We start from the raw sequence: 16456 nt of genomic DNA, 5'->3' as shown, positions 1-16456 counted from the left end.
TGCCTTGCCTGACCGGCCCTAATCCTCGACCCCATACCGGTGCAGATCGTTCCCGTACGTATCGAGCCACTTCTTGGCGCGCTCCATCGAGGGACACACCTTGCCGCACACGCGCCAGAAGCGCGCTGAGTGGTTCATCTCGACGAGATGGGCGACCTCGTGGGCGGCGAGGTAGTCGAGCACGAAGGGCGGCGCGAGGATCAGGCGCCAGGAGAACGACAGCGAGCCCGCCGAGGTGCAGGAGCCCCAGCGGCTGGACTGGTCGCGGATCGAGAGCCGCTTCACCTTGACGCCGAGCTCGACGGCATAGGCCTCCGCCGAACGCTGCAAATCCTTGCGCGCCTCGCGCTTGAGGAAATCGTGGACGCGACGATCAGCATGATCGGCGCCGCCGGCGACGCAGAGAATGCGTTCGCCGCTGTCGCGCACCTCGGTCCAAACCGTGCCCCGCGTGCCGGCGCGGTGAACGATGCGATGGGGCGTGCCACGAAGCGGTATCACTGTGCCAGGCTGGAACGGTGCGGCCTTCGGCAAACGGCCGAGACGTGCCGCGATCCATGCACCATGACGCTGCGCGAAGTCCTTTGCTTCAGCGAGTGTTCCTCGCGGCGGCATGGTGAGGATGGCTTCGCGATCGCTCGGATGGATTCTGAGCGTGTAGCGGCGCGCGCGCCGATGCCGGCGCAATCGAATCGCAAAGAATTGCGACCCGTGGGCGATCAGAAGGGTCTTTGGTTCGTGGGGCCGACGGTAGAGGAGCGCGCGAGTGGCCATGTCTGTCAGTCCGGGGAGCAAGAGTTCGCCCGGATTCTGCCATAACCGCCGCCAGGGAAAGCGCTCGGCGCAAAAACAAATCATTTGCCCAATATACAGGGGTCTGGCGTCCGGGAGACCCTACAGACTGGGGTTGGAACCGGCTTTTTTCGCCCCCGCTGGACGCATGCGGCACCCCCAAGGGGTGAGGGCTGACTCACTCCTAGATCGCTACCTAAATACCTCGAATCTGGAGGGAACCAGGCCCTCCCGGAACCTCCGGCAGGGCCTGAATTTTCGACGGGAAAGCCGAAAACGAAGGTTATTCGGCCGCGAGCGCCTGCGATGCGTTCGGAGTCGCGGCCGAGACCATGAAATCATGAATCCGCGGCACGATTTCCGACTTGAAACGCGATCCGTTGAACACGCCGTAATGTCCGACGCCCTTCTGGACGTAATGAACACGGCGATGATCTGGAATCGCGCTGCATAATGTGTGCGTTGCTTCGGTCTGACCGATACCTGAGATGTCGTCGTTCTCGCCTTCGACCGTCATCAACGCAACGCGCGTGACCTTGGAGGGATCGACGCGAGTTCCACGATGGGACATCTCGCCCTTCGGCAACGAGTGTTTCACGAACACGGTGTCGACGGTCTGCAGATAATACTCGGCCGAGAGGTCCATCACCGCGAGATATTCGTCATAGAAGTCGCGATGCTTGTCGACGAGGTCGCCGTCGCCCTTCACCAGATTGGCGAAGAGCTGCTTGTGGGCGTCCATGTGACGGTCGAGATTCATGCTGATGAAGCCGTTGAGCTGCAGGAATCCCGGATAGACGTCGCGCATCATGCCCGGATGCGGAAACGGCACCTTGGTGATGACGTGGTTGCGGAACCAGTCGATGCCGCGCTCCTGCGCGAGGTTGTTCACCGCGGTCGGATTGCGGCGGGTGTCGATCGGACCGCCCATCAGCGTCATCGAGGTCGGCACGAAGGGATCACGGCGCGCTTCCATGATCGAGACGGCGGCGACGACGGGCACGGAGGGCTGGCACACCGCCAGCACATGGGTGTTGCCGCCGAGGACGTGCAGCATCTCGATGACGTAGTCGATGTAGTCGTCGAGATCGAAGCGGCCATCGCTCAAGGGCACCATGCGGGCGTCGGCCCAGTCGGTGATGTAGACCTCATGCGCCGGCAGGAAAGCTTCGACCGTGCCGCGCAGCAGCGTCGCATAATGGCCGGACATCGGAGCGACGATCAGCACGCGCGGCTGCGGGCTGCGCAGCGGACGGGTGAATTTGCGATCGAAGTAGAGCAGCCGGCAGAACGGCTTTTCCCAGACCGAGCGAACCTCGATCGGGACGCGGATGCCGTTGACCTCGGTGTCGTTGAGACCCCATTCCGGCTTGCCATAGCGGCGCGTGGTGCGCTCGAACAATTCGCAGGCCGCAGCGACCGACTTGCCGACCTCGGTACGCGCCCAGGGATTGAGGGGATTCTGAAACAGGAGCTTGGTCGCGTCGGTGATCGCACGCGCCGGATTGAGAGAGGCCTGCCCCATCTCGTACATCCAGTACATCGGCGTCGTCAGGACCGGACTGCCTTCGGTCGACAGGGGCGGCGCGCCGCCAAACTCACCAATAGGCATCGCTATATTCCTTTTCGCATCGCAGCATACTGCCGAATGCGTAATATTGCGTCAATGCATGGTTCCGTACATCTACGTAGCGAAGACGGTTAAACTAGCCTGAATCCACGAGAAAGTGACGTTATTCGCCGCCCGACAGCAGCGAGCCGTTCTTCTTGGCGCTGCGCAAAAGGGCAAGGAATGCCCAAAAAGAAGCAACCAGCAGCGCTGCATTGATAGCCAACGCATCAAGCATCAGATCGATCCGGAAGGTGTTTTCGATCAGCAGCGCGCGCATCCCCTCGAACACGTAAGTCGGCGGCAGCGCCCAAGCGACGTATTGCAGCCAGACCGGCAACACGCTGACGGGATAGTAGATGCAGGCGAGCGGCATGATCGCGAACATCAGTGTCCAGACGATGCTCTCGGCGCCGAGGCCGTTTCGCAAGACGAGGCCCGAGACGAAGATGCCGACCGACCAGCTGGTGAAGATCAGATTGCAGAAGAAGGCGATCAGCGGCAGGCCGAGGCCATAGATGTTGAAGTGAAACAGGAATAGCGCCAGCAGCGTCATCGGGATCACGCCGATCGCGAGCCGGATCAGGCTCATCACCATCAGCGACAGCAGAAACTCGATCGGCTTGAGCGGGCTCATCATGAGATTGCCGAGGTTGCGCGCCCACATCTCCTCCAGGAAGGAGATGGAGAAGCCGAGCTGGCCGCGAAACAGGATGTCCCAGAGGATGACGGCGCCGATCAGCGTGCCGCCCGCGCGCGCGAAGAAATTGGCGTTGAGGGCGATGTAATGCTGGATGAAGCCCCAGGTGATGATTTGCATCGCCGGCCAGTACAGCAGCTCGAGCAGCCGCGGCCAGGACGACATCAGCAGGTACCAGTAGCGCAGGATCATCGCGCCGATGCGCTGCATGGACAGGCCGCGATGGAGGGAAAGCTCGGTCATCGCGCCGCCTCCTCCTTGAGACCGTTCACACGCCCGCGCGCGACGTCCAGAAACACCTCTTCCAGCGTGGTGCGGTTGTAGCGGGCCATGATGGCCTCAGGGGTGTCGTCGTCCTCGACGCGACCACGTTTCATGATGATGACGCGGTCGCAGAGCCGTTCGACCTCGAGCATGTTGTGCGAGGCCAGCAAAATGGTGGCGTTGTTCGCCTTGCGATAGCGCTCCATATGGCCCCGCACCCAATCGGCGGTATCAGGGTCGAGCGAGGCGGTGGGTTCGTCGAGCAACAAGAGCTCGGGCTGGTTGATCAGCGCCTTCGCCAGCGCGACGCGGGTCTTCTGCCCGGCGGAGAGCTTGCCGTTGGCACGGTCGATGAATTCGGTGAGATCGAGATCGTCGGCGAGCTCAGCGATGCGGTCGGACAGGTTCTTCACCGCATAGAGCTTGCCGAAGATGGTGAGATTTTGCCGCACCGTGAGCCGCATCGGCATGTCGACATAGGGGCTCTCGAAATTCATCCGCCCCAGCACGGCCGCGCTTTCCTCGGGCATGCGGTGACCGAGCACCTGCACGCGGCCGGAGGTCGGCAGCACCAGGCCCATGATCATCGCGATGGTCGTGGTCTTGCCGGCGCCGTTGCCGCCCAAAAGCCCGGTGATGCTGCCGCGCGGCAGCGAAAAGGAGATATCGTCGACGGCGTGGGTCTGCTTGTAGACCTTGACCAGGCGATCGACCTCGATTGCCGCGGATGAAGTGCTACCCGCGACAGTCGGCCGACTTGAAGCCTTGTCATTCCCGGTCATGCTGGCCGTTCTTCTGCTATTGCAGCGGAGAGCGCAAGGCTTGTAATCCGGGTGGTTCCGCGAGCCCTGCGTTTGTGACAAGAAGGCGCCGCCACATTGGCCGAGATGACTGAGACTGCCGATACGGACTTCCGCCCCGCGCAGCGGCATATCCGCCTGGACACCATCCTGCGGCTGCGCTGGCTCGCGGTGCTGGGCCAGCTCGCCGCGATCTTCATCGTCGCGCAGGGGCTGGAGTTCAATGTCGAGATCGTCCCCTGCGTCAGCATCATTGCGCTGTCGGCCGCGCTCAATCTGGCGCTCCAGACCGTCGCCAATCCGATGCATCGGCTGGAGCCGATGCAGGCCGCCGGCCTGCTCGCGCTGAACATCGTGGAGCTCGCCGGCCTGCTGTTCTTCACCGGCGGACTTCAGAATCCGTTCTCGTTCCTGTTCCTCGCGCCGGTGCTGATCTCCGCCACCGCGCTGCCGGCGCGCTTCACCTTCGGCCTCGGCGTGCTGGCGGTGGCCTGCGCCTCGGTGCTGTTCTTCTTCCATCTGCCGCTGCCCTGGGATTCCGACGATCCGCTGGTGCTGCCGCCGATCTATTTGGTCGGCGTCTGGCTCTCGATCGTGCTCGCAATCGGCGTCACCAGCCTCTACTCGTTCCAGGTCACCGAAGAGGCGCGCAAGCTTGCGGATGCTTTGGCCGCAACCGAGCTGGTGCTGACGCGCGAGCAGCACCTGACCCAGCTCGACGGTCTTGCGGCCGCCGCCGCGCACGAGCTTGGCACGCCACTCGCGACCATCTTCCTGATCTCGCGCGAGCTGGAAAAGACGGTGAAGGACGCAAGCTTTGCCGCCGATCTGAAAACCCTGCGCGAGCAGACCCAGCGCTGCCGCGACATATTGAGCAAGATCACCCAGCTCTCCTCCGAAGGCGCGCCGTTCGACCGCATGAGGCTGTCGGAGCTGATCGAGGAGGTGGTGGCCCCGCACCGCGATTTCGGCGTCGACATCAAGGTGCGGATCGCGGTCGCCGCCTTCGCCGAACCGGTCGGCTCGCGCAACCCGGCAATCCTCTACGGCGTCGGCAACATTGTCGAGAACGCGGTCGATTTCGCCCACACCACCGTCGAGGTGAACGCCTGGTGGAACAAGGATACGATCGAGCTCCTGATCTCCGACGACGGTCCCGGCATTCCGCCTGACATCCTCAACCGGATCGGCGAGCCCTATCTGTCGCGGCGGCGCACCCAGGAAGCAGGCGGCGGGCTCGGGCTCGGCGTGTTCATCGCGCGCACTTTGCTCGAACGCACCGGCGCCAAGGTCTCGTTTACCAATCGAGTGTTCCCGGAACACGGTGCGGTGGTCCAGGTCACCTGGCCGCGAGACGGTTTTGAGGCTATCGAGACCTTCGAAGAAACAATAGGATAGACCGCGACCTTGCGTCGCACGGACCGCCTGATCGACTATTGGCGGCCTTGGCACCGCCCGATTGCGACGCCATATGTAGATGAGCAGGAGAGAGGAAAAACCTTGAACGCCATCGCCGAACTGAACGAACAGACCGACCGCTCGCTTCTCATCGTGGAGGACGACAAGCCGTTCCTGGAGCGCTTGTCGCGCGCCATGGAAACACGCGGCTTTGCGGTGACGTCTTGCGACAGCGTCTCGGACGGCCTGGCGCAGATCGGCAAGTCGGCGCCCGCATTCGCGGTGGTGGATCTCAGGCTCGGTGACGGCAACGGCCTCGACGTGGTCTCGGCGCTGAAGAAGAAGCGCCCCGATGCCCGCGCGATCGTGCTGACCGGCTACGGCAATATCGCCACCGCCGTCACCGCGGTGAAGATGGGCGCGGTCGACTATCTCTCGAAGCCCGCGGATGCCGACGACGTCGTCGCAGCATTGCTCTCGACCAGCGCGGAGAAATCCGAGCTGCCGAGCAACCCGATGTCCGCCGACCGCGTCCGCTGGGAGCACATCCAGCGCATCTACGAAATGTGCAGTCGCAACGTCTCGGAAACGGCGCGAAGGCTGAACATGCACCGCCGGACCTTGCAGCGTATTCTGGCCAAGCGCGCGCCAAGGTAACCTTCACCGCTCTCGTGCCCCGGACGCAGCGCAGCACCACAAGCGTGTTTACGCGCGTCTTCGACGCGCTACGGTGATGCGCTGCTGAGCCGGGCCCCATTCTTGTGTTCACGCCGCGGCCTTCTGGGTCCCGGCTCTGCGCTGCAGCGTTACACGCCGCAGCGCGTCCGGGACACGAGAACGCCTCACTCCCAGAGCTCCGCGTGCCCCTGCGGATCGACCAGGCGGTTGATCCGCAAAGCCGCCGCCATTCCAAACCGCACCGTCATCTGTTTGCGCGTAGCCGCGGCGATCTTGTGCTCCGGCGCCTCGCACTGCATGTGCGCGCCATAGGCATCCGCGATGATCAGGCCGGTGTCTTGCGGGAAGATCTCGCAGGGGAGATCCTGCGTGAAGGCGAAGAACAGCCGGTCGCAATGGGCGCGGTATTCGTGCCATTTCTGATCGGCGCGCAAATCCTCGACCGACGATTTGATCTCGACGATCCAGATCTCGCCACGCTCGTTCAGCGCCACGAGATCAGCGCGCCGGCCCGACGGCAGCGGCAATTCGCTGATGCAGGTGAAGCCGAGCGAGCGCAGCAGCCGCGCCGTGCCGCGCGCGATCGCGAGCGCTGTCTCGGATTGCCGGCGATCCGGCGGTGGCACGAGGGCGATGTTGCGGGCGCTGCTGTCCATGGGAGGCAGGATAGCCGATTCCGTTGAGCCCGTCATTCCGGGGCGGGAGGCGGGAACCTCACCCTGTCCTCGCAATTATCACGCAGCCGCCGACGGTCGCAGGCGGACCGACGAGGGCTGCCCTGCATGATCGACGATCTCTGGTACAAGAACGGCGTGATCTATTGCCTCTCCGTCGGCACCTATATGGATGCCAACGGCGACGGTATCGGCGACTTCAAGGGGCTGCTGCGCCGGCTCGATTATCTGCACGGGCTCGGCATCACCACGATCTGGCTGATGCCGTTCCAGACCTCGCCGGGCCGCGACGACGGCTACGACATCGCCGATTATTACAGTGTCGATTCCCGCTACGGCACGCTCGGCGATTTCGTCGAGTTCACCCATGGCTGCAAGCAGCGCGGCATCCGCATCATCATCGACCTCGTCGTCAACCACACGTCCGACCAGCACCACTGGTTCAAGGAGGCGCGGCGCGACAAGAATTCCCCGTATCGCGACTGGTATGTTTGGTCCGACAAGAAGCCAGCCAATGCCAACAAGGGCATGGTGTTTCCCGGCGTGCAGAAATCGACCTGGACGCGCGACAAGGAAGCCGGCGCGTATTACTTCCACCGCTTCTACGATTTCCAGCCCGATCTCAACACCTCGAACCCGCATGTGCAGGCGGAAATTCTGAAGATCATGGGGTTCTGGATCCAGCTCGGCGTCTCCGGCTTCCGCATGGACGCCGTGCCGTTCGTGATCGCGACCAAGGGCGCCAAGGTGAAGAAACCGGTCGAGCAATACGACATGCTGCGCGCGCTCCGCGAATTCCTGCAATGGCGGCAGGGCGATGCCATCATCCTCGCCGAAGCCAATGTGCTGCCGGAAACCGACATGGAATATTTCGGCAGGGATGGCGACCGCATGCACATGATGTTCAACTTCCACGTCAACCAGCATCTGTTCTATGCGCTGGCGTCCGGCGATACACGACCGCTCGCAAAGGCGCTGAAGGCGACCAAGCCACGGCCGGCCGCGGCGCAATGGGGCCTGTTCCTGCGCAATCACGACGAGCTCGATCTGGGACGACTGACCAAGGCGCAGCGCGACACCGTGTTCAACAAATTCGGCCCCGACAAGGACATGCAGCTCTACGACCGCGGCATCCGCCGCCGCCTCGCGCCGATGCTGGGCGGCGACCGCCGACGGCTCGAGCTCGCCTACAGCCTGATGTGCACGCTGCCGGGAACGCCCGTGATCCGCTACGGCGACGAGATCGCGATGGGCGACGACCTCTCATTGCCCGAGCGCAACTGCGCGCGTACGCCGATGCAATGGTCGACCGAGCCGCATGGCGGCTTCACCAAGAGCAACAAGCCGGCCTGCCCCGTCATCGACAAGGGTCCCTACGGCTATCAGCACGTCAACGTCGCAAAACAGCGGCGCGATCCCAACTCGATGCTGAACTGGACCGAGCGTATCGTCCGCATGCGCAAGGAGGTGCCGGAGATCGGCTGGGGCGATTTCGCTGTCATTCCGACGCGCGATCCCGCCGTCTTCATCATGCGCTACGACTGGCGCAACAACTCGGTGCTGTTCGTGCATAATCTCGACGAAAAGCCGCGCGAGACCGCGTTCTCAGTGGGACTGCCCGGCGATGCCGGCGAGCATTTGATCAATCTGCTCGCGGAGGACCACAGCCACGCCGACAAGCGCGGACAACATCGCATCGTGCTGGAGCCGTATGGCTATCGCTGGTACCGGGTGGGTGGGCTGGATTATTTGCTGAAGCGGAGTGATATCGACGAGAATACCGCGGGCAACAAGCATCCGGGGTAACCACACACACGCCTGTCGTCCCCGCGAAAGCGAGGACGACAGCTAGGTATGTGGCGGCATCACCACCACGCCCTCGTTGCCGCGCAAGTCCAATACGCCTTCCAACCTCTCACCCTCACGATCCAGAAACGTCGACAGCAAGATCTCGCTGCCGAAACGGATCGCGCTGGTGGTCACGGCGATCGGCTCGGGGCCGAGATTGAGCACCACGATCACGCTCCTGCCCTCGGCCTCGCGGCGATAGACGAGCAAATCGCCCTGCGCGGCGATCGGGTGATAGTCGCCTGACACCAGCGGCGGGCTGGTCTTCCGCAACGCGATCAGGCGCTTGTACAGGTTCAGGATCGAGCGCGTGTCGGCTTCGAGATTGACGACGTTCTCATGGATATGGTCCTCCGGCAGCGGCAACCACGGCCTGACCTCCGAGAAGCCTCCGAAGCCGGACGAGTCCCATTGCATCGGCGTGCGGCAGCCGTCGCGCCCGACGCCAATCCCGGGGACGCTCTTCTCGAAGGGGTCGCGGACGTCCTCGGGCGCAATGGCGAGCTGGTGCATGGCGATCTCGTCGCCGTAATAGAGCGTCGGCGTGCCGCGCAAGGTCAGCAGCAGCATGGCGGCGATTCGGGCCTGCTCGGGCCCGACGCGGCTTGCCACCCGCGGGCGATCATGGTTGCCGAGCACCCAGTTCGGCCAGGCGCCCTTCGGCAACGCCTTCTCGTAATCCTCGATGATGTGCTCGATCGAACGCGCACTCCAGAAGGTCGAGAGCAGTGCGAAGTTGAACGGCATCTGCGCGCCGGTGAGATCGTTGCCGTAATAGGCCATCAGCCGGTGCAGCGGCAGATAGATCTCGCCGATCAGCACGCGGGCATCATAGGCATCGGTGACACGCCGCATCTCGGCGATGACGTCAAACACCTCCGGTTGATCGGTGGAGTATTGCGTCAGGATCTTCTCGTTCGGCGGCCGGCCCTCGACATAATGCGGGTTCGGCGGATTGTCGCGGAATTCGGAATCCTTGATCAGGTGCCAGATCACATCGACGCGAAAGCCGTCGACGCCCTTCCCCAGCCAGAACCGCATCACGTCGTAGATCGCGGCGCGGACCTCAGGGTTGCGCCAATTGAGGTCCGGCTGCTTCGCAAGGAAGGCGTGGTAGTAATATTGACCCGTGGCCTCGTCGAACTGCCAGGCGCTGCCGCCGAACTCGGACAGCCAGTTGTTGGGCGCGCTTCCATCAGGCTGCGGGTCGCGCCAGATGTACCAATCGCGCTTGGGATTGTCGCGCGAAGAGCGGCTCTCGACGAACCAGGGATGCTGGTCCGAAGTGTGGTTCGGCACGAGGTCGAGGATCAGCTTGAGACCGTTGTCGTGCACGGCGGCGAGCAGCGCATCGAAATCCGCCATCGTGCCGAACAGCGGATCGATGTCGGTATAGTCGGAAATGTCGTAGCCGAAATCGGCCATCGGCGAGGGGAAGATCGGCGACAGCCAGATCGCGTCGACGCCGAGCGATTTCACATAGGGAAGGCGCCGGAGGATCCCGGCGAGATCGCCGACGCCATTGCCGTCCGAGTCCTGATAGGAGCGCGGATAGATCTGATAGAAGATGCCGTCGCGCCACCAAGTCTCGCTGCCCTGACCCATCTTGGAAAACCCATCCTGAAACTATGTCTCGCGCAAGAGAACGCGGAAGCGACGTCCCGGTTCAAACCAGCAGGCGAAATGGGACGGCCGTGTGACGGCCGGGGCCGCCGTTCCCCGAGCCCGCCACGAATCTTTTGCTTGGCGGCATGGCAAAAATCGGCATTGTGGCGCCATGACAGAGCAAGATGACAACAAAGCCAAGGCCGGCGCGATCATCGTCCCCGTGACGCTGTTCGAGCAGAACTGCACCATCATCTGGGATGAGCCTTCCAAGAAGGCCGTGGTGATCGACCCCGGCGGCGACGTGCCGAAAATTCTGGAGGCGATCAAGCAGACCGGCGTCACCGTGGAGAAGATCTGGCTGACCCACGGCCACATCGACCATGTCGGCGGCGCGGCGGAATTGCGCGATGCGCTGAAGGTGCCGATCGAGGGCCCGCATGAAGCGGACAAATATCTGCTCGACAACGTGGTCGAGAGCGGCGCGCGCTTCGGCATGACGGGGGGCCGCAATTTCGAGCCGGACCGCTGGCTCGACGAGGGCGACACCGTGTCGATCGGCGACCTCAACTTCGAGATTTTCCACTGCCCCGGCCACTCACCGGGCAGCGTGGTGTTCTTCAACAAGGATTTACGTTTCGCCCATGTCGGCGACGTCTTGTTCGCAGGCTCGGTCGGGCGCACTGATTTGCCCGGCGGCAGTCATGCGACGCTGATCAACTCGATCAAGACCAAGCTCTTGCCGCTCGGCGACGATGTCGGCTTCATCTGCGGCCATGGCGCGGGTTCGAGCATCGGCCAGGAGCGGATGACCAATCCGTTCATCACCGGCGAGATGTGAGGGTTATTCGGCGGCGTCTACGAGCGCCGCCGTCTCACTCAGGTTGCGCTCACCCCATTCGCGGATCGCAGCGACCACGGGGACAAAACTCTTTCCTTTCCGCGTCAGTCGATACTCGACCTTCGGCGGCACCTCGCCAAAATCCTTGCGGTCGATCAGGCCGCTCTCTGTCAGCGCCTTCAATTCACGGCTGAGCACGCGCGGGGTAATCTCGGCGCTGCCTTCCGTGCCGCGCAGCAGGCCGCTCCTGATCTCGCCATAGCGGCGGGGGCCGTCCTTGAGGTCCCAGACGATGCGCAGCTTGTACTTGCCGCTGATCATTTTTTGAAACGCTGCGACCGGGCAGGTGCGCACGGCGGAAGCTTTTGCCATGTCGTCTCCTCCATGTGCAGCGGACTCGCATGAGGATAGGAGCGACGCCGAAAAAGTCCATACTATCAATTTTGTCCATACTTGCAGGATTGCCTGCAGGCCGCAGATGATGGTGCACATGACGAACAGGGAGCGTCACATGAAGCACTTCATGATCCGGTATGAATTCAAAAACGGCACGACGGAAGCCTGGCACCAGGAGATCGGCCGCTTCATCAAGGCGATCGACGGCGACCCGGAGCTGAAAGGGCGGATCGGCTACCGCGTCCTCAAGAACCGCGACGATGGCCACTATTTCCATCTCGCCAGCGCCGCCGACGATGCCGCGCAAAAGGCGCTGCAATCGCGGGAGTTCTTCAAGCAGTATCAGGAGATGACGCGGAAGGTCGCCGGTGGCGAGGTGACGGTAACGCCGATCGAGATGGTCGACGCGACGGCCTGAGCTACTTCATCAACCCCGCGGCGGTCAGCGCGCGGGTAATGATCTGGCCGAGATCGAAGCCGCGGGCCTCCTCGGGCTTCGGCTCGGCCGGCTCCGCGACCGCCGCGCGGATCGAGCGTGCCAGATGCGGCGCGGGCGAACGTGTCGGCTTTGCCTCCGCGTTCTTCGCGTCCGCAATCCATCCGGTCAGGCCAAAGAACTTCGCGATGTGGTAGGACGACGAAATGCCGGCCTCGATCAGGAACGCGCCTTCGACGCCATAGCGTTGGTCGTTGTCGGCGAGCCCAAGCGGCGTGCCGTGCGCCATGTCGGTGATGGCATAGGACTCGACCAGCGTCTCGCCGTCCTTGTCCCACCAGGCCTGGCGCGGATAGCCGTCGACATTGGTCTCCGCCATCGGCACCAGCGGCAGGTCGTGCAGATCGAGCCACTGCTTGACGATCTCGTTGGCATTGCCGGGATTGACGGTGCGGTCGGCGCTGCCGTGCCACACCGAAACCTTCGGCCAGGGCCCGCTATGGCTCGAGGCCCGCCGCACGAAATCGCCGAGCTCGCGCTCGGGCCGCTCCGGCGAATGAAACATGCCGTCGAGCGCCTCACGCAAATTCGACGCGATGCCGTAAGGAAGCCCGGCGATGATCGCACCGGCCGCGAAAACTTCCGGATAGGTCGCGAGCATCACCGAGGTCATGCCGCCGCCAGCGGAAAGCCCCGTGATGAAGATGCGCCTGGGATCGATGCGGTGTGTCGTGGCCATGTGCGCGATCATCTCGCGTATCGAACGCGCCTCGCCGCTGTCGCGCGCGGTGTCTTCCGGATTGAACCAGTTGAAGCAGGTGTTGCCATTGTTGATGCGCTGCTGCTCGGGCATCACCAGCGCAAAGCCGTAATGCTGCGCTAGCGTCGACCAGCCCGCACCGAGATCGTAACTTGCTGCGGTCTGGCCGCAGCCGTGCAGCACGACGACGAGCGCACGCGACTTCTGCAATTGCTCCGGCACCAATGCGAACATGCGCAAGGCCCCGGGATTGTCACCGAAATCAGTGACTTCCTGCAACGGACTGGACACATCCGCGCTCCGGCCGAACTCGGTCAGGCGCAAACCATCCACCTTGGGCAGATGTCTCAAGAGATCGAGATTTTTGGCGAGCGACACGGCAACTCCTGGCAGGCGACGTTCAACGTTCAGCCAACCAAATAGTTGCTGCACTGCAAAATGAAAAGGCCGTGTGCTGTCGATCAGCCCTGAATCACGCAAAACCCCGCAGGAATCCGTGCGTATTAACCGCAATGCCTCAACTTCGTGCAGATGCGCGGCGCATCCACGACAGAAATGCGACGCAGATCATCATTAACACCGCGAACAATGCAAGCGAGACCAGGAATCCTGCGCGCGCTGATTGCAATGATTCGACCGCGAAGAACACGGCTCCGATTGCGGCCACTCCGGCCGCATTTCCGATCTGCGCCGTCGTGCCGTACATGCCGGAAGCTGAGCCTGCGGCGGCGGGTTTGACGGTCGAGAGCACCGCGCCTGACAGCGGTGCCATCACGAGGCCCTGACCGTAACCGAAGATGATCAGCGTCAATGCGAGCACGATCGGCGTCGGCGCTTCGACATAGGCCGCAACAAGCGCGAGCGCTCCAAGACCTGCGATCTGCAACGCACAGCCCTCGATCAGCACCTTGGTGCCGCGATGGCGCGCCCGCGCGCCGCTGTGGCGCGACGCCACGACGAAGGCCAGCGCGAGCGGAACGAAGACTAGCCCGGCTGCGAGCGGCGGGATCTTCAGACCGCGCTGCATGAACAGCGTCATGACCAGATAGAATGAGAGATTGGCGACGAAGAAAAAGAAGGCAGCACCGAGCCCGCGCAGGAAAGCTGCGTCAGCCAGTAGCGTGAGATCGATCAGCGGCATGCCGCCGGCACGTGCGACCGCGTGCTCGAGCTTCAGGAATCCCGCGAGGATCGCACCGCCGCCTATCATCACCGCCCACAGCCACGGCGCCCAGCCGGCATCGTGGCCGAACAGCAGCGGACCGATCAGGCACAACAGCCCCGCGAACAGCACGACACTCCCTTTGATGTCGAGCCTTGTGCCGGCCCGGCGCGGCACCGACGGCATGATGCGCCAGGCCACAGCGGCGATCACGAGGCCGCAGGGCACGTTGACGAAGAACACCGAGCGCCAGCCGGCACCGGCGAGATCGAGCGTGACGAGGAGACCGCCGAGCAGGAAGCCCGCAGCGCCCGCGAGCCCGAGCACGATGCCGTAGACGGCGAAGGCGCGGCTTCGCTGCTCGTCGGTGAAGAGCAAATGCAGCGTCGCCAGCACCTGCGGTACCATCAGCGCCGCGGTGGCGCCCTGCGCCAGCCGCGCGACGATCAGCTCGAAGCCTGATTGCGCCAGACCGCACCAGAGCGAGGTCGCCGTGAAGCCGAGCACGCCGGCGAGGAAGACGTTCCTGGTGCCCCGGATGTCGCCGAGCCGGCCGCCGGTGACGACCAGCGTGGCATAGGCGATCAGATAGATCGCGATGACGGATTCGATCTGCGCCGGCGTCGCATGCAGGTCGACCGCGATGGTGGGAATGGCGACGTTCACGATGAAGGCGTCGACGCCGAACATGAACTGTGCCGCGACGACGATGGCGAGCACCCACCAGCGCCGCGTCGAATCGATAGGCTTTGTGACGATTTGATGCATCGGCGCGCGAACCCCAGGGAATTTATTTGCGCGCGATGCTGGCAGATCGGCGGCATCCGCGCGATTACCTCCGAGGTAGGACTTGCTACCCCCTTGCCGCTCTGGCCCGATTGCTGCATGTCGGTTTCTGCTGGTTTTGCGGGCTCGGAAGTCTTCGCGATGTACGACTACGACATGGTGGTGATCGGCTCGGGCCCGTCGGGTCGGCGGGCCGCGGTGCAATGTGCCAAGCTCGGCAAGGCCGTGCTGGTGGTCGAGAAGGGCCGGCGGGTCGGCGGCGTTTCCGTTCACACGGGGACAATTCCCTCGAAGACGCTGCGCGAGACCGTGCTGAACCTGTCGGGCTGGCGCGAGCGCGGCTTTTACGGCCGCTCCTACCGGGTGAAGCAGGACATCGCGGCGAGCGATCTGATGACCCGGCTGCAGAAGACGCTCGACCACGAGGTCGAGGTGCTCGAGCATCAGTTCAGTCGCAATCAGGTGCGGACCGCCAATGGCGAGGCGCGGCTGGTCTCGGCACACGAGATCGAGATCACGAGCCCGATCGGCGAGACCAAGGTGGTCACGGCTGCCTTCATCCTGATCGCCTGCGGCACGCGGCCGTTCCGGCCCGACGACGTGCCGTTCGACGGCGTGACCGTGCTCGACAGCGACGAGATCATCGATCTGCCAAAGCTGCCGCGCAGCCTGGCCGTGATCGGTGCCGGCGTGATCGGCGTCGAATATGCCACCATCTTCAGCGCGCTCGACGTGCCCGTGACCCTGATCGAGCCGCGGCCGACCTTCCTCGACTTCATCGACAAGGAATTGATCGACGAGTTCATGCACGAATTGCGCGACCGCAACGTCGCGCTGCGGCTCGGCGCCAAGGTCAACTCGATCGAGAAGACCGCACAAGGCAGCATCGTCACGCATCTGTCGGACGGGCGGCACGTCACCACGGAAATGCTGCTGTTCGCCGCGGGGCGCGTCGGCGCCACGGATCGCCTCAACTTAGAGGCCGCCGGCATCGTGGTCGACCATCGCGGCCGCATCTCGGTCGATCCCGTGACCTTGCAGACCAGCGTGCCGCACATCTACGCGGCCGGCGACGTGATCGGCTTTCCGAGCCTTGCCTCGACGTCGATGGAGCAGGGCCGCGTCGCCGCGTGCCATGCGCTCGGCATGGAGCCGATGGCGCCGCCGGAATTCTTTCCCTACGGCATCTATTCGGTGCCGGAGATCTCGACCACCGGCCTCACCGAGGAAGAGGTGCGCACGCGCGGCATTCCCTACGAGGTCGGCATCGCGCGCTTCCGCGAGACCTCGCGCGGCCACATCATGGGGCTGAACAGCGGCATGATGAAGATGATCTTCTCGACCAAGACGCGCCGCCTGCTCGGCGTACATATTCTGGGCGAAGGCGCCACCGAGCTGATCCATATCGGTCAGGCCGTGCTCAATCTCAAAGGCACCATCGACTATTTCATCCAGAACACCTTCAACTATCCGACGCTGGCGGAGGCGTACAAGATCGCCGGCCTCGATGCGTGGAACAGGATGACGCGCTGATCTTCCTTCACCTCGCCCCGCTTGCGGCAGGGCTGTCCGGGGAAACTCAGCCGTAGCAGAACTCGATCTGGCCGGGGATTTTGCAGGATTGGCGGCGGCTGGGGTTGATGGGCGGGGGCTTGTCGATCGTGGCAAGGGCTCGGCGGGTGAACAGAAGCTGGCCGACGAGTTCGG

15 protein-coding genes are annotated in these 16456 nt (G+C 63.5%); 6 read left to right on the top strand and 9 right to left on the bottom strand.

The window, feature by feature from the left end:
• Positions 1-18 precede the first annotated feature (18 nt).
• From BMW89_RS12100 to BMW89_RS12085, 4 genes are all read right to left on the bottom strand, one after another.
• Complete coding sequence (locus BMW89_RS12100) at positions 19-858, bottom strand: M48 family metallopeptidase (protein WP_092026413.1); 840 nt, start codon at positions 856-858, stop codon at positions 19-21.
• Positions 859-1075: 217 nt separating this feature from the next.
• On the bottom strand, positions 1076-2404 hold the full coding sequence (locus tag BMW89_RS12095; RefSeq protein WP_092026410.1) for a polyhydroxyalkanoate depolymerase: 1329 nt from the start codon (positions 2402-2404) through the stop codon (positions 1076-1078).
• A 121-nt stretch (positions 2405-2525) separates the two neighbouring features.
• On the bottom strand, positions 2526-3344 hold the full coding sequence (locus tag BMW89_RS12090; protein ID WP_092026407.1) for an ABC transporter permease: 819 nt from the start codon (positions 3342-3344) through the stop codon (positions 2526-2528).
• Positions 3341-4147 carry an ABC transporter ATP-binding protein gene (locus tag BMW89_RS12085; RefSeq protein ID WP_092026404.1) on the bottom strand — a complete coding sequence of 269 codons (807 nt, stop codon included), beginning with the start codon at positions 4145-4147 and terminating at the stop codon, positions 3341-3343. The genes BMW89_RS12090 and BMW89_RS12085 overlap by 4 nt, the downstream gene beginning before the upstream one ends.
• Before the next feature lie 105 nt (positions 4148-4252).
• Between BMW89_RS12085 and BMW89_RS12080 the strand changes: the two genes are divergently transcribed.
• Both BMW89_RS12080 and BMW89_RS12075 read left to right on the top strand, forming a co-directional pair.
• Positions 4253-5563 carry an ActS/PrrB/RegB family redox-sensitive histidine kinase gene (locus tag BMW89_RS12080; RefSeq protein WP_092027273.1) on the top strand — a complete coding sequence of 437 codons (1311 nt, stop codon included), beginning with the start codon at positions 4253-4255 and terminating at the stop codon, positions 5561-5563.
• A gap of 102 nt (positions 5564-5665) precedes the next feature.
• On the top strand, positions 5666-6220 hold the full coding sequence (locus BMW89_RS12075; RefSeq protein WP_092026401.1) for an ActR/PrrA/RegA family redox response regulator transcription factor: 555 nt from the start codon (positions 5666-5668) through the stop codon (positions 6218-6220).
• Between the two features lie 185 nt (positions 6221-6405).
• Here BMW89_RS12075 and BMW89_RS12070 read toward each other — a convergent pair whose 3' ends face one another.
• On the bottom strand, positions 6406-6897 hold the full coding sequence (locus tag BMW89_RS12070) for an MmcB family DNA repair protein (protein ID WP_092026398.1): 492 nt from the start codon (positions 6895-6897) through the stop codon (positions 6406-6408).
• A 126-nt stretch (positions 6898-7023) separates the two neighbouring features.
• On the opposite strand from BMW89_RS12070, the gene BMW89_RS12065 reads away from it, so the two are divergent.
• The gene (locus BMW89_RS12065; protein ID WP_092026395.1) at positions 7024-8721 is read left to right on the top strand and encodes an alpha-amylase family protein; all 1698 of its coding nucleotides are present in this window, start codon (positions 7024-7026) and stop codon (positions 8719-8721) included.
• 42 nt (positions 8722-8763) lie between these two features.
• On the opposite strand, the gene BMW89_RS12060 is transcribed toward BMW89_RS12065, so the two are convergent.
• A complete protein-coding gene (locus BMW89_RS12060; RefSeq protein ID WP_092026391.1) occupies positions 8764-10368 on the bottom strand; it encodes an alpha-amylase family glycosyl hydrolase in 1605 nt (534 codons plus the stop codon).
• Between the two features lie 172 nt (positions 10369-10540).
• On the opposite strand from BMW89_RS12060, the gene BMW89_RS12055 reads away from it, so the two are divergent.
• The gene (locus tag BMW89_RS12055; protein ID WP_092026388.1) at positions 10541-11209 is read left to right on the top strand and encodes an MBL fold metallo-hydrolase; all 669 of its coding nucleotides are present in this window, start codon (positions 10541-10543) and stop codon (positions 11207-11209) included.
• Between the two features lie 3 nt (positions 11210-11212).
• Here BMW89_RS12055 and BMW89_RS12050 read toward each other — a convergent pair whose 3' ends face one another.
• The gene (locus BMW89_RS12050) at positions 11213-11581 is read right to left on the bottom strand and encodes a winged helix-turn-helix transcriptional regulator (RefSeq protein ID WP_092026385.1); all 369 of its coding nucleotides are present in this window, start codon (positions 11579-11581) and stop codon (positions 11213-11215) included.
• 139 nt (positions 11582-11720) lie between these two features.
• Between BMW89_RS12050 and BMW89_RS12045 the strand changes: the two genes are divergently transcribed.
• On the top strand, positions 11721-12023 hold the full coding sequence (locus BMW89_RS12045) for a hypothetical protein (protein ID WP_244547579.1): 303 nt from the start codon (positions 11721-11723) through the stop codon (positions 12021-12023).
• Position 12024: 1 nt separating this feature from the next.
• On the opposite strand, the gene BMW89_RS12040 is transcribed toward BMW89_RS12045, so the two are convergent.
• Entirely contained in the window at positions 12025-13179 is a 1155-nt protein-coding gene (locus tag BMW89_RS12040; protein ID WP_177195996.1) for an extracellular catalytic domain type 1 short-chain-length polyhydroxyalkanoate depolymerase, read from the bottom strand.
• Between the two features lie 139 nt (positions 13180-13318).
• On the bottom strand, positions 13319-14731 hold the full coding sequence (locus BMW89_RS12035; protein ID WP_092026380.1) for an MFS transporter: 1413 nt from the start codon (positions 14729-14731) through the stop codon (positions 13319-13321).
• Between the two features lie 159 nt (positions 14732-14890).
• On the opposite strand from BMW89_RS12035, the gene sthA reads away from it, so the two are divergent.
• On the top strand, positions 14891-16282 hold the full coding sequence (sthA, locus tag BMW89_RS12030) for a Si-specific NAD(P)(+) transhydrogenase (RefSeq protein ID WP_092027269.1): 1392 nt from the start codon (positions 14891-14893) through the stop codon (positions 16280-16282).
• Positions 16283-16456 lie beyond the last annotated feature (174 nt).

It is taken from the genome of Bradyrhizobium sp. OK095 (assembly GCF_900109945.1).
Lineage (GTDB): Bacteria > Pseudomonadota > Alphaproteobacteria > Rhizobiales > Xanthobacteraceae > Bradyrhizobium.
This window is presented reverse-complemented; position numbering and strand designations above follow the sequence as displayed.